Raw genomic sequence first — 12,819 nt, forward strand, 5'->3', positions numbered from 1 at the left:
TGAGTGCGGTGGCAGACCGTGCGGCCGGCCCCTGTCCGGGACCGGCCGCAGAAGTCAGCGGACGGAGAGGGTCAGTCCTCGAGGTACTGCTCGGTCAGCTCCGCAGGGTCCTCCTCGCAGAGTTCCTGGGCGGTCAGCTCACCGGGAGGCATCTCGTCCTCGGTGAAGCCGAACTCGCTGACGAGGTCCAGGTACTCGCCGGACTCCTTGAGGTCAGCGAGGTGCTCATTGAACTCCTCCAGCAGCTCCGTGTCCTCGGTTCGGAAGGTGTGGGCACCCACAGACAGCTCGTGGGCGAAGGAGTCGGTGACCTCCACGCCGTCGGCGTCGCCGGCCATGGCTTCGAGCGAGATCGCCGTGAGGGCGAAGACGTCGGCACGTCCGCCCTGGACGAAGTCGATGCCGTCGTCGGCCCCGTCGACCGTGTCATGGTCGACTCCGACCGCGTCCATGTATCCGGACTCCACGGCGCCGCTGAGGGCAATGACGTCGAGGTCGGCGTCCACCAGGTCCTCGAAGTCATGGACGTCATGGGGGTTGCCCTCTTCGACCAGCAGGGCTGTGGTGTACACCAGCTCCGGCTCGCCGAAGGCGGCCTCGGCGCAGCGTTCACCGGTGATGGACATTCCAGCGGACACCACGTCCCAGTGCCCGGCGCTCAGGCCGGGGATGAGGTTGCCCCAGTCGGGCTCCTCCGCGATGTCGATGTCGTAGCCCATGCGCTCGCCGAAGATCTCCTCGGCCACGGCGATGGTGGCGCCGGTGGGTTCACCGGCGTCGTCGAGCCAGGAGTAGGGCTCCTCGCCGAAGAGCGCGATGGTCAGGGTGTCGCCTGCAGCCTCACCGTTGCCGTTCTCCTCGGTGTCTGTATCAGCGTCGTCGCCGTTTCCGCAGGCGGTCAGGGCGAGCAGCGCGGCGGCGCTGAAGGCGCCGGCCTTGACTGCCATGGATGTCTTTGCGGCCATGCGTGGGTACCTCATCCTCTGGTGTGCGTCCTCGATGCGAGTGAGTGTGCAGTGCGCACTCGCTCTCACGCTAGTGACATCTAAAGGATTTGGAAACTGTTTTCTGCCCGAAGTGATTATCCGTGAGGGTCGTCCAGTGCGCTGGGAATGCCTGGCAGAAAAGAATCACGATATGGCGTCGGTGCCCCTCGACTCCCGCGACGGCGGCGGTCTGAGCGGGCTCCTATGAGCAGGGGAAAGGAGGTGTGATGTCTTCGTCGGAATCGAAAATCACGCTTGGATAACGTTCTGGCGCGAGGGCCTGTGTGTCCTGCAGGACCAGGTCAGGACAGTGTCCGGCGACCTTCGAAGGCCCGTCCGAGGGTGACGTCGTCGGCGTACTCGAGGTCGCCGCCCACCGGCAGCCCGGAGGCCAGCCGGGTCAGCTTGATGCCGATGGAGCCGAGCATGCGCAGCAGGTACGTGGCCGTGGCTTCCCCCTCGAGGTTGGGGTCGGTGGCGACGATGACCTCTTCGATCGTGTCATCGGAGAGCCGGCTGAGCAGCTCACGGATGTGCAGCTGCTCCGGGCCCACCCCGGCGATGGGATTGATGGAGCCGCCGAGCACGTGGTACAGACCGCGGAACGAGCGCGTGCGTTCGACGGCCATCACATCCTTGGACTCCTCCACCACGCAGATGATGGAGCGATCGCGGCGTTCGTCCTGACAGATCCGACAAGTCTCCTGCTCCGAGACGTTGAAGCAGATCTGGCAGAACTTGACCTTCTCCTTCACCGTGACGATCGACTCGGCGAGGCGTCGCATGTCCTCGGTGTCGGCCTCCAGGATGTGGAAGGCCACACGCTGGGCAGACTTGGGCCCGATGCCGGGAAGCCGGCCCAGCTCGTCGATCAGGTCTTGGACTGCACCCTCATACACGGTGGGGACGCGCCTTTCTCAACGGGGACGGTGTGGGCAGGGACGAAAGGAGGAGCGGGGCTGGGACGTCGATTCCACCGGAGCCGCCGACGACGTCGACCCCACCAGGGGTGCCCTGGAGAGGCGAAGGGCCCGGATCCCGCGGAGGATCGTGCCGGGTCAGCGTCAGTCTACTGCGGCCCTTCGCCCATCCGACGCTCCTCGATCAGTGTTCCGTCCAGGATCCGCTCGATGGCCTTCCGTCCGAACACCGAGGACTCCTCGACAGTGATGTCATCGTCACTGGGGATGTCCTCCACCTCGCTTTCGGTGGCCAGGGACGGGCCCGGCCCGGCCTGAGCGGCGTCCCGCGGGGCACCCTGGTCATACAGGGGGTCCGGGGGTGGTGGTTCGTCGTTCCATCCCGGGGGTTCCGCCGCTGTGCCGCGTTGGGAGATGCGCTGCTTGATCGCCGCAATCCTGCCGGAGGCGCCGTTGCGAGCGGCACTGCCGGCCTCCGAAGGGCTGGTGGACGACGAGCGGCCGTGGGCCGGGGACTGCGGCGCAGAGGATTCGGGGCGAGTCTCTGCCCGCCGCGCGAAGGCGGGGACCCGGGGCTTCTCCTCCGAGAGCAGGTACACCTCGGTCGGGGGACTGTGTGTCGGAGTTTCGCCTGTCGGAGTTTCGCCTGTCGGAGCCTCGCCGAGCGTCGAGCCAGGATGCGGGTCGACGCTCGGGGCAGGGGCAGTGGTGGGGCCGTAGGTCGGATCGGTCAGCTGCGGCGGGTCCCGATGTTCTCCGGCCTCGGAGGGAGAGTCGGCCGACAGGGCTGATCCGGCCGGGTCGCCGCTGGGGTCACCGTTCCATGCCGGGTGGGGGGACGGTGGAGCCTGGGGCTGCTCAGGCTCGGCCTCATAGGGCTCTGGGGCCTCCTCGGCCAACCAGGCAGGCGAGGATTGTTCGTGCGGCAGGGCAGGGCTGCTCGGAGTCGCCGGGTCTGGCGCGGCGGTGCCCGTGAGGCCACCGGTAGGGCGGTCATCGGCAGGGCGGTCGTCAGCGGGGCCGTCGGAGCGGGACGGCACGGTCGTGGCGTAGGAGCTCCACGTGCCCGGCTGCGGGGGCTCGGGAGCGGACTCGGCGGCGGGTGCCGGCGTGGGCCGGCTAGGGCCTTTTGGGGCCTGACCAGCTCCCGGCGGAGCGCCTCCCGTGATCAGGTCGAAGCTGACCTGCATGCCGAGCACCTGCTGGATCGCCGCGTTCAGGGCCTGGTCGCCGTGCCGATTCGAGAACGTCGACCGAGCGCCGTCATTGGTGAAGGCCACCGTGACGGTCTTGCCGTCGAAGCCGGCCACCGTCGCATTGTCCTTGACCAGCATCCACAGCAACCGCGACTGGCTGGCCAGAGCCTGCACGATGTCCGGCCAGGCGCGCTGGAGCATCTCCACACGCGTCCCGTTCGGAGCAGCCGAGGCGGGCTCAAGCTGGCCTCCGGTCCTCGGATCGCCAGCGGACTGAGACGGCTGCGACGGAGCCTCCTGCTGAGGCTCGTGCGGAGGTTCGTGCGGAGGGGCGCTCTGCTGAGGTGCCCCCTCCGGAGGCTGCCGTCGGGGCTCCCCGGGAGCCGGGGCGGAGCTCGCCTCCTCGCTCTGAGCGTCACGTTCAGCAGGTGCGGCCTCGACATGGGCGGGCTCAGCCACCGACCGCGGCACGCCGGGGGTCGCCCATCCCTCGTCGGCCGACTGCGCAGGGGGTGCCGGAGCAGGTGCGGGGGCACTCGCCGGAGTTTCCGGGGCCGGTGCCTCCGGGGCCGTCGCAGGCGCCTGAGGGGCGGGTGTCGCGTGCTCGGCGGGCGCCGCCCCGGCGCCGGAGCTGCCCGGAGGCGTCGTCGTGTCTTGCTCGGGAGCGGCCTCCGCAGTCGGCGTCACCCCGGCTCCAGCCACGAAGTCCACCCGACGCTCGAGGCGTTCGAGCCGGGCGGCCAGGCTGGAGGTGCCCTGGTCCGCATGAGGCAGCAGCAGCCGAGCCATGAGCAGCTCCAGGTGCAGCCGCGGGGAGGTCGCCCCGACCATGTCCGTCAGGGCCTGGGCGGTGATGTCTGCCGCGCGCGAGAGCTCGGCCGCACCCACCTGGGAGGCCTGGTCCTGCATGCGTCGGATCTGGTCGGCGGGGACTCCGCGGAGGATGGCTCCCGGGGAGTCCGGCACCGACTTCACGATGATCAGGTCACGCAGCCGCTCCAGCACGTCCTCCACGAAGCGGCGCGGATCCTGCCCCGACTGCACCACCCGATCCACCACGCTGAAGGCGGTGGCGCCGTCCAGTGCGGCCACCGCATCCACCACGTCGTCCAGAAGGGCCGAGTGGGTGAAGCCCAGCAGCGCCACGGAGCGGTCGTAGTCCAGGCCGCTGTCCGTGGAGCCGGCGATCAGCTGGTCCAGCACCGAGAGGGTGTCCCGGACCGAGCCGCCGCCGGCGCGGATCACCAGCGGGAGCACCCCATGGGCCACCGCCACCTGCTCCTGCTGGCAGAGTCGCTGCAGGTACTCCAGCAGCGGCTCCGGCGGCACGAGTCGGAAGGGGTAGTGATGCGTGCGCGAGCGGATGGTGCCGATGACCTTGTCCGGCTCGGTCGTCGCGAAGATGAACTTGATGTGCTCCGGCGGCTCCTCCACGATCTTCAGCAGGGCGTTGAAGCCGGCCGCCGTGACCATGTGGGCCTCGTCGATGATGAAGATCTTGTAGCGGTCCCGCACCGGAGCGAAGGTGGCCCGCTCGCGCAGGTCCCGAGCATCGTCGACACCGCCGTGGGAGGCGGCGTCGATCTCGATGACGTCCAGGGACCCTGGCCCGCCGGTGGCCAGGTCACGGCAGGAGTCGCAGCGGCCGCAGGGGGTGCCGGTGGGGCCCTCGGCGCAGTTCAGGCAGCGGGCCAGGATGCGTGCGGAGGTCGTCTTCCCGCAGCCGCGCGGGCCGGAGAACAGATAGGCGTGTGAGACGGCGTCCTTGCCCAGGGCCGTGACCAGGGGTGCGGTGACGTGCTCCTGGCCGATCACGTCGGCGAACGTGTCGGGGCGGTACCGGCGATACAGGGCTGTGCTCACAGTGAAGAACCTTACCGTCTGGGTGGGACACGTGCACTTGATCGGAGGCGGGGCCGAACGCCGACTCCGGGCGGCCCCTCACCAGGGATCCTCAGCTCTGCGCGGCGCGCATCCGCAGCCGTTGCGTCACCTGCTTCTGCCGCGGGTAGACGTACAGCCAGGAGGTCCAGGGCCGCAGCCACACCATCAGCAGGGTCAGCGCCAGGCCGAGGACCGTGGTGACCCCCACGTGCCAGAGCGGGGCGGCCTCCATGCCGGCGAGCACCCGATGGATGATCACCAGGATCGGGAAGTGAGCCACATAGACCACGATCGAGCTGCGCCCGGCCCACTCGAAGAAGCGGGAGACCGCGCCCTGCGGAATGCGCGGGGCCAGCCAGAGGATCACCGCCAAGCCCAGCAGCGAGATCCCGGCGGCCTGCCAGGTCCCCATCCGCAGTGCGTGATCCTCGCGGCCCAGGTGGGAGAACACCGCAGCGAGGACGGCCATCGCGGCCACCAGCATCCAGGGGGCACGGGCCCAGCGCTCCACCCGCGGTCCGGCCCAGGCGCCCAGGAAGAAGAAGGCCCCGTAGTAGAGGGTCTTGTGCGGAAGGCCCGAAGGAACCTCCACCAGCACGACGACGACCATCATCGTCGCGGCAACCAGCAGGAAAGGTACCTTCCGGAGCACCGCGGCCGCGGCGTAGCAGAGGCACAGGGCGAGCAGGAACCACAGGTAGTCACCGGTGATCCAGTAGGTCAGTTCGAAGGGCCCGTTGCGGTAGACGAAGACCCCGTAGAGCACCATCCACACCGCCGCGGGCCAGACGATCGCCGCGTACTTGCCCCACAGGTACTGCGGCAGCGGTTTGGCCAGGGAACGTGGCAGCAGCATTCCGGAGAGGAACATCAGCAGCGGCATCCGGAAGGGCTCCAGGTACCGGTTGGCGAGGATCCACTCACGGCTGCCCGAGCCGGTCGACATCGGGATCGATGCGGCATGCAGGATCACCACCAGGATCACCGCGACGCCGCGCAGCAGGTCCATCCACTGCATGCGGCTGCTCGTGACGGCTGGCGCCGTCGTCGGGCTGCTGGGGGAGGGCATGGGTGTGCTCAGTTTCCTGGCTCGGGGAGGTGACAGACTTCAGAAAGTCTACCGGCCCACCCCGGGGAAAACCTGGATGTTCCCTGGACGCGGCTGACCTGCGGAAGGGTCGACGGGTCGAGTCGAGTTCGGACAGGGGGCTCGGACGGTGTCAGCGGCACTCATCTGGCACAGCCCTTCAAGCAGCTGATCGGCGTCACGCCGAAGCGGCTGGTCCGCACCCACCGTCTTGCCGCCACCGTACTAGGGATCGACCCCGCTGGACCGATCGATCTCCTCTAGGACAGACAGCTCACGAGACGTTAACCTGGAAGCACTCGCGCAGCGGAGGAGGGCCCCGTGGGCGAAGTAGTGATGTACGCGTCGGTCTCGGTAGATGGCTTCATCGCGGACGCCAATGATCAGCCCGGGCCGCTGTTCGACTGGTTGCTCAGCGGTGACGTGCCGTTGGACGAGAGCGGCGTCTTGAAGGTGTCGCAGACGTCCTACGACTACGTCCGGCCGTACTGGGACCAGATCGGGGCGACGATCGTCGGTCGCCACGTCTTCGACATGACGAATGGCTGGGACGGAACACCTCCCGGTGTCCCCCATGTCGTCGTCGTGACCCACCGAGGCAGGCCCGAGGGATGGTATCCCGAGGCGGCGTTCTCATTCGTCGACGGCATCGAGGCCGCCATGGCGACGGCGCAGGAGCGCGCGGGTGACCGCACCGTCGAGGTCGCCGCCGGGGACGTCGGCGGCCAGGTGTTCGCCGCAGGTCTGGTCGACGAGGTGCGCATGGACGTCGCACCTGTCGTGTTCGGGTCCGGCAAGCGCTACTTCGGGCCCGTGGACGCACAGCACCTGCTGGAGGATCCTGAGGTGGTGGTTCAGGGCGACGGGGTGCTTCATCTGCGCTATCCGGTGCGCCGTCGAGCGATCTGATCCGGTACCCGACGAAGTGGACTGCAGACGGTGACACCAGATCAGGTCTCTGGGCCCGTCCGCGCAGGTCGGGTCTTCCGCGCGTCAGCGGCCCGCTCTAGGGTGGCGGTCATGGACACTTCTGACGCAGAGCGCCTCCCCGCCGACCACTCATCCGCCGCCGAGACGCCGAGCTCATCGCTGGCCCGCCCCGGGCCCGACGTCGGGGCCCCAGAGGCCGCCGCCGTCGACGCCTATGTGGAGCAGGCCGTGGTCCGCCCTGGGCCCGAGTTCGCCGCAGTCCAGCGCCGGGCGGAGGAGGGCGGGCTGCCGGCCATCGAGGTCTCCGCTGCCCAGGGCAAGCATCTGGAGCTGATGGTGCGGATCTCCGGGGCCCGGCAGGTGCTTGAGGTCGGCACGCTGGCCGGCTTCTCCACGCTGTGGATGGCCCGTGCCCTCGACGACGACGGCGGCATCGTCACCTGTGAGGTCGAGTCCCACCACGCCGCCGTCGCCCGGTCGAACCTGGACGCGGCCGGCGTGGGGGAGAAGGTGGACATCCGCCTGGGCTCCGCGGAGCAGACCCTGCAGTCCCTGGTGGAGGAGGTCCGCACTGGGGCGCGCGAGCCCTTCGACCTGGTGTTCCTCGACGCCGACAAGGCCGGCAACCCGCGCTACCTGGAGCTGGTGATGGAGATGGTCCGGCCGGGCACCGTGATCATCGGGGACAATGTGGTCCGCGACGGCGGGGTGCTCGAGGCGGACTCCGACGATCCAGACATCCAGGGCATCCGGCGATTCCTCACCATGCAGGGCGAGCATCCGCGGCTCGAGGCCACGGCCGTGCAGACCGTCGGGGCGAAGAGCTGGGACGGGTTCAGCCTGGCGGTGGTCACCCGAGGCTGAGGGTCAGGACTCCGGCACCGGCGGTGCCACCGGGATGTCTGGCTGCAGGTACACGCTGCCGCCGGAGGCCGTGAACTCCCGGCTCTTGGCAGCCATGCCCTCGGCGACGATGCGTCGCTGATCCTCCGCCGAGCCGAACTCGTCACGGATGTCCTGGGAGATCCGCATGGAGCAGAACTTCGGCCCGCACATCGAGCAGAAGTGCGCAGTCTTCGCCGGCTCGGCGGGCAGGGTCTCGTCATGGAAGGCCTGCGCGGTCTCGGGATCCAGGGAGAGGGCGAACTGATCCTTCCAGCGGAACTCGAACCGGGCCTTCGAGAGCGCATCATCACGGCTCTGGGCCGCCGGGTGGCCCTTCGCGAGGTCGGCGGCATGGGCGGCGATCTTATAGGTGATCACTCCGGCCCGGACGTCCTCGCGATTCGGTAGGCCCAGATGCTCTTTGGGTGTGACATAGCAGAGCATCGCCGTGCCGTAGCGGGCGATCTCCGTGGCGCCGATCGCGCTGGTGATGTGGTCATAGCCTGGTGCGATGTCGGTGACCAGCGGTCCCAGCGTGTAGAACGGGGCTCCGTGGCAGAGCTCCTGCTGACGCTCCACGTTCTCGCGCACCAGATGCAGCGGGATGTGGCCCGGACCCTCGACCATCACCTGCACATCGTGACCCCAGGCGCGCCGGGTCAGCTCCGCCAGGGTGTCCAGCTCGGCGAACTGTGCCTCGTCGTTCGCGTCGGCGATGGACCCGGGGCGCAGCCCGTCGCCCAGAGAGAAGGCGACGTCGTAGGCGGCGAAGATCTCGCAGAGCTCGTCGTAGTGGGTGTAGAGGAAGTTCTCCTGGTGATGGGCCAGGCACCAGCCGGCCATGATCGAGCCGCCCCGGGAGACCATCCCGGTGACGCGCTCCGCGGTCAGCGGCACATGACGCAGCAGCACGCCGGCGTGGACGGTCATGTAGTCCACACCCTGCTCGCACTGCTCGATCACCGTGTCCCGGAAGACCTCCCAGCTCAGGGCGGAGGCGTCGCCGTGGACCTTCTCCAGGGCCTGATAGATGGGCACCGTGCCGATCGGCACCGGAGCGTTCCGCAGGATCCACTCCCGGGTGGTGTGGATGTCATCACCGGTGGAGAGATCCATGACGGTGTCGGCGCCCCAGCGGGTGGCCCACCGCAGCTTGTCCACCTCCTCGGAGATCGAGCTGGTGACCGCCGAGTTGCCGATGTTGGCGTTGATCTTCACCAGGAACTCCCGGCCGATGACCATCGGCTCGGACTCGGGGTGGTTGATGTTGGCTGGGATGATGGCCCGACCGGCGGCCACCTCGCGGCGGACCATCTCCGGCTCGCAGCCCTCGCGCAGCGCGGCGAAGCGCATCTCCTCGGTGATGATGCCGCGGCGGGCATAGTGCATTTGCGTGACCCTGCGCCCCTCGGCGGCTCTCCGCGGGGCGGGACGTCGTCCCCTCCACTCCTCCGTGGAGGCCCCGCGGCGGACGGCTGAGCGGCCGTCGTCGCTGAGGCGGCGGCCCCGGCCTTCGTACGTGGCGGTGTCACCGCGCGCCGTGATCCATGGGTCACGGAACGGCGGCAGGCCCTCGAGGGGGTCGCCCCCGGGACCTGCGGTCCGGTAGACGTCCACAGGCTCGTGGACGGAACCGTCCGGGGCATCATGGAGGTGAACCCGGGTCACGGGGACCTCCAGGCCCTCGCTGTCGCTGACGCTCGCTCGTTCGTGGGCAGGGTGGACCTCCATGGTGGGGGAGGTGGAGACAGAGGTGTGCTGAGAGAAATCGCTCATGATGAGCCCTCACTTCCTACGCCGGCATGACCCGGTCAGGTTCGACGGTCCAGGCGTGCATCGCCTGATCTCAGCCCCTGCAGGGGCACCCGTGTGGACTCGTCGAGCGTAGCCCACTGCACGGCGCGGACGTCGGCATATGACGCGTGACCTGGGAGGACGGGAGCGCGTCGGGTGTGCGCGTCGGGTGTGCGCGTCACGTGTCCTGGGTGCATCCAGCGGCCGCGAATCACGGCATCTGGAGGTGCTCGTCGGCGTGCCCCAGGCAGATGCCGTCAGACGTGGCCACTCGAGAGGTGTGGGGTGCGGAGAAGCGCTGACGCCGGGAGAGGAGACAGCACCGCAGACGCGACGAGGCCCCCGCTCAGATGAGCGGGGGCCTCGTGCTGTGGGCGGAGGATGGGGGATTTGAACCCCCGAGGGCGTGAACCCAACACGCGTTCCAAGCGTGCGCCATAGGCCGCTAGGCGAATCCTCCTTCAGCGCTCGATCTGCGGGTGCGAACACCCGGCGTCGCGAGAGCAGACTCCATGCTAGCGGAGAACGGCAGGAAAATGCACATCGTGCCCGGATCAGGGTTTCGGCGGGAGCTCAGCTGGCGCGTGCGGAGCCCTGCGGGCTACCATGGTTGCCGGCCCCACGTGTGGTGTCATCCTGCTGAACTCCCCCAGGACCGGAAGGTAGCAAGGGTAGGCGGGCTCTGGCAGGTGCACGTGGGGCCTCCTCATGCCTCCGGGCGGAATCACGAACTCCCCCTCCGGGATGATGACGACGCCGTGCCTCCTCCTTAGCGTGGAGCACATGACTGATCCCACGCCTCGACGCACACCGTCTCCGCTGCTCCAGATCTGCCGGGGTCCCATCGGCCAGGGCCTGGCGAGCGGCGCCGTCGCCCTCATCCCCGTCCGTCGCTACCCGCGCTGGCTGCGAGAGACCATCGTCTGGGCCCCCTCGATCACGATGGCGGGGATGTTTCTCTGTCCCGAGCAGGCGCAGCGGATCGCCCGGAAGACTGGGCTGGAGAGCGACGAGCGAGCCGAGCCCTCTCGAATCGAGGCGGAGGTCGAGGCCCCGCTGGCCGTCCGCCTGGCTGCCGCCGGATTCTTCGGAGGTGCCGTCTATGGCGTGATGCGCACGGGCCTCTGGGCAGACACGGCACTGGAGTCAGGGCTGCGCCGGCTCCGTGTCCCCGCACCGCGGGTGGTGCTGGCAGTGGCCGGAGGTGTCGCCACCTGGAGGATCGCTGAGATGGAGCGCCGACAGGCGGGCGGGCAGGGCACCCCCGGCTGACGCGCGCGGGACCTCCGGACTTCCTGGACAATGGGGCAGGCGCATCCTGTGATCCGGGACGCACCGACCTCTTCAATGCGGCGGACGCCCACAAGGCGGACCGCCATGACCGGAAGGCTGACCACGTGTCCGAGAACTCCACCCCTGAGGCTCCGGCTTCGTCTCCGAGCCCGAGCACGCCGGGCTACACGATCGGCGACTACTTGCTCGACCGGCTCGCCGAGCTGGGCCTGACCGAGCTCTTCGGCGTCCCCGGTGACTTCAACCTGCATTTCCTGGACCACGTGGTCGCCCACCGGGACATCCGATGGGTCGGCTCCGCCAATGAGCTCAATGCCGGCTACACCGCCGACGGTTACGCGCGCATCCGCGGGATCGGTGCCTTCCTGACCACCTATGGCGTCGGTGAGCTCTCCGCGATCAACGCCCTGGCCGGCTCCTACGCCGAGTCAGTGCCAGTGGTGCAGATCGTCGGCGCCCCACCGAAGGAGACGCAGGCGTCCGGACGCAAGATCCATCACTCGCTGGGCGACGGCGACTTCAAGCATTTCCTGCGCATGGCCGAGGAGGTCACTTGCGCCCACGCCGATCTCGATGCTGCCACCGCCACCTGGGAGATCGACCGAGTCCTGCGCGACGTCGTCTTCCGTCGTCGCCCCGGCTATCTGATGCTGGCCGCCGACGTCGCCGCGGTCCCCGCCTTCCCTCCGTCGGAGTCGCTGACCACCGACCTGCCGGTGACCACCCCCGGTGCGGAGGCCGCCTTCGAGGAGGCGCTGCGCCGCTTCCTGCCCGGCCGGCGCATCGCCGTGCTGGCGGATCTGCTGGTCCACCGGCTCGGTGCCACCGAGGAGCTCGCCTCCTTCCTCGCCGACTCGAACCTGCCCTTCGCGACTCTGGCCTGGGGCAAGACCCTGGTGGACGAGTCCGATGAGAACTTCGTCGGCATCTACTCCGGGGCGGCCTCGCAGCAGCGAGTCAGGGACGTCATCGAAGGTGCGGACGCACTGATCACTCTCGGAGTCGAGTACACGGACAACACCACCGCCGGATTCTCCATGGATCTGGACCCCGCTCGGCTCATCGACGTCTCCCGCTTCGGAGCACGTATCGGCGACGAGGTCTTCACCCCGATCTCCCTGGAGCGGGCGCTCGCTGTGGTGCACCGGGTGGTGGTCGACCTCGACGACGTCGTCCCCATGCCTGCCGCTCAGGCGCCCGAGCCGGAGGCTCCACGCCACCCGGCCGAGGGCCCGCTCACCCAGAACGGAATGTGGGAGATCCTGGCCTCCCAGCTGGAGTCGGAGAACATCGTGGCCGCCGACCAGGGCACCAGCTATTTCGGCATGGCCACCCACCGGTTTCCGGCCCGATCCACCTTCATCGGCCAGCCCATGTGGGGCTCCATCGGCTACACGCTGCCGGCCATCCTCGGGGCAGGCCTGGCCGACCGCAGCCGCCGGCCCATGCTCTTGATCGGCGACGGCTCCGCCCAGCTGACCATCCAGGAGATGGGCGTGATCATCCGCGAGAAGCTGCCCGCCGTCATCGTGCTGGTCAACAACGATGGCTACACCGTGGAGCGCGCGATCCACGGCCCGGACGAGATCTACAACGACATCGCCCCCTGGCGGTGGGAGCTGGTGCCGCAGCTCTTCGGCGCCACGGAGGAGGGGCACCTGTTCCGCCGGGCGACCACTGAGGCCGAGCTGCTGCAGGCCTGCCAGGACGCCATGGAGAACCGCGAGAAGCTGGTGTTCATCGAGGCTGTGACCCACCGCGACGACATCCCCCAGCTGCTGGAGGACGTGGCCAACGCGTTGAAGCGCTGACTCTGGCCTGCTGTGATGCCCGGTCCGGGTGCA

Annotated in this window: 9 protein-coding genes, 1 tRNA gene, 1 other RNA gene and 1 riboswitch; of the genes, 5 read left to right on the top strand and 6 right to left on the bottom strand. The window is 68.9% G+C overall.

The genetic code is table 11. From position 1 onward, the window contains the following. Positions 1–71 precede the first annotated feature (71 nt). The 4 genes from ODE13_RS09135 to ODE13_RS09150 form a co-directional block, all read right to left on the bottom strand. Positions 72–965, bottom strand: a complete 894-nt coding sequence (locus ODE13_RS09135; protein ID WP_322478992.1) for a transporter substrate-binding domain-containing protein — start codon at positions 963–965, stop codon at positions 72–74. A 323-nt stretch (positions 966–1,288) separates the two neighbouring features. Next, on the bottom strand, positions 1,289–1,885 hold the full coding sequence (gene recR / locus ODE13_RS09140; RefSeq protein ID WP_179541999.1) for a recombination mediator RecR: 597 nt from the start codon (positions 1,883–1,885) through the stop codon (positions 1,289–1,291). Between the two features lie 170 nt (positions 1,886–2,055). After that, positions 2,056–4,965 carry a DNA polymerase III subunit gamma and tau gene (locus ODE13_RS09145; protein ID WP_322478993.1) on the bottom strand — a complete coding sequence of 970 codons (2,910 nt, stop codon included), beginning with the start codon at positions 4,963–4,965 and terminating at the stop codon, positions 2,056–2,058. Between the two features lie 91 nt (positions 4,966–5,056). Continuing rightward, complete coding sequence (locus ODE13_RS09150) at positions 5,057–6,004, bottom strand: acyltransferase (protein WP_322478994.1); 948 nt, start codon at positions 6,002–6,004, stop codon at positions 5,057–5,059. A gap of 390 nt (positions 6,005–6,394) precedes the next feature. Here ODE13_RS09150 and ODE13_RS09155 point away from each other — a divergent pair, with 390 nt between their 5' ends. Both ODE13_RS09155 and ODE13_RS09160 read left to right on the top strand, forming a co-directional pair. Beyond that, a complete protein-coding gene (locus tag ODE13_RS09155; protein ID WP_322478995.1) occupies positions 6,395–6,982 on the top strand; it encodes a dihydrofolate reductase family protein in 588 nt (195 codons plus the stop codon). A gap of 111 nt (positions 6,983–7,093) precedes the next feature. Continuing rightward, entirely contained in the window at positions 7,094–7,867 is a 774-nt protein-coding gene (locus ODE13_RS09160; RefSeq protein ID WP_322478996.1) for an O-methyltransferase, read from the top strand. 3 nt (positions 7,868–7,870) lie between these two features. Here ODE13_RS09160 and thiC read toward each other — a convergent pair whose 3' ends face one another. Next, positions 7,871–9,619 (bottom strand): phosphomethylpyrimidine synthase ThiC, encoded by a 1,749-nt coding sequence (gene thiC, locus ODE13_RS09165; RefSeq protein WP_322479062.1) that lies wholly within the window; start codon positions 9,617–9,619, stop codon positions 7,871–7,873. A 41-nt stretch (positions 9,620–9,660) separates the two neighbouring features. Beyond that, a riboswitch (TPP riboswitch) is annotated at positions 9,661–9,767 on the bottom strand. Between the two features lie 290 nt (positions 9,768–10,057). Further along, positions 10,058–10,142 (bottom strand) — tRNA-Ser (locus tag ODE13_RS09170). Between the two features lie 152 nt (positions 10,143–10,294). Between ODE13_RS09170 and ffs the strand changes: the two genes are divergently transcribed. The 3 genes from ffs (at position 10,295) to ODE13_RS09185 (ending at position 12,786) form a co-directional block, all read left to right on the top strand. Further along, positions 10,295–10,391: signal recognition particle sRNA small type (gene ffs / locus ODE13_RS09175), an RNA gene on the top strand. A 74-nt stretch (positions 10,392–10,465) separates the two neighbouring features. Next, positions 10,466–10,954: a hypothetical protein gene (locus ODE13_RS09180; protein ID WP_322478997.1), complete on the top strand. Its 489-nt coding sequence runs from the start codon at positions 10,466–10,468 to the stop codon at positions 10,952–10,954. 125 nt (positions 10,955–11,079) lie between these two features. Further along, positions 11,080–12,786: an alpha-keto acid decarboxylase family protein gene (locus tag ODE13_RS09185; protein WP_322478998.1), complete on the top strand. Its 1,707-nt coding sequence runs from the start codon at positions 11,080–11,082 to the stop codon at positions 12,784–12,786. Positions 12,787–12,819 lie beyond the last annotated feature (33 nt).

It is taken from the genome of Nesterenkonia sp. HG001 (assembly GCF_034438835.1).
Taxonomy (GTDB): domain Bacteria; phylum Actinomycetota; class Actinomycetes; order Actinomycetales; family Micrococcaceae; genus Nesterenkonia; species Nesterenkonia xinjiangensis.

Coding starts and splice junctions, on each gene's coding strand:
- ODE13_RS09135 (WP_322478992.1), bottom strand. CDS start 965: ATGGCCGCAAAGACATCCATGGCAGTCAAGGCCGGCGCCTTCAGCGCC.
- ODE13_RS09150 (WP_322478994.1), bottom strand. CDS start 6,004: ATGCAGTGGATGGACCTGCTGCGCGGCGTCGCGGTGATCCTGGTGGTG.
- ODE13_RS09160 (WP_322478996.1), top strand. CDS start 7,094: ATGGACACTTCTGACGCAGAGCGCCTCCCCGCCGACCACTCATCCGCC.
- thiC (WP_322479062.1), bottom strand. CDS start 9,619: ATGGAGGTCCACCCTGCCCACGAACGAGCGAGCGTCAGCGACAGCGAG.
- ODE13_RS09180 (WP_322478997.1), top strand. CDS start 10,466: ATGACTGATCCCACGCCTCGACGCACACCGTCTCCGCTGCTCCAGATC.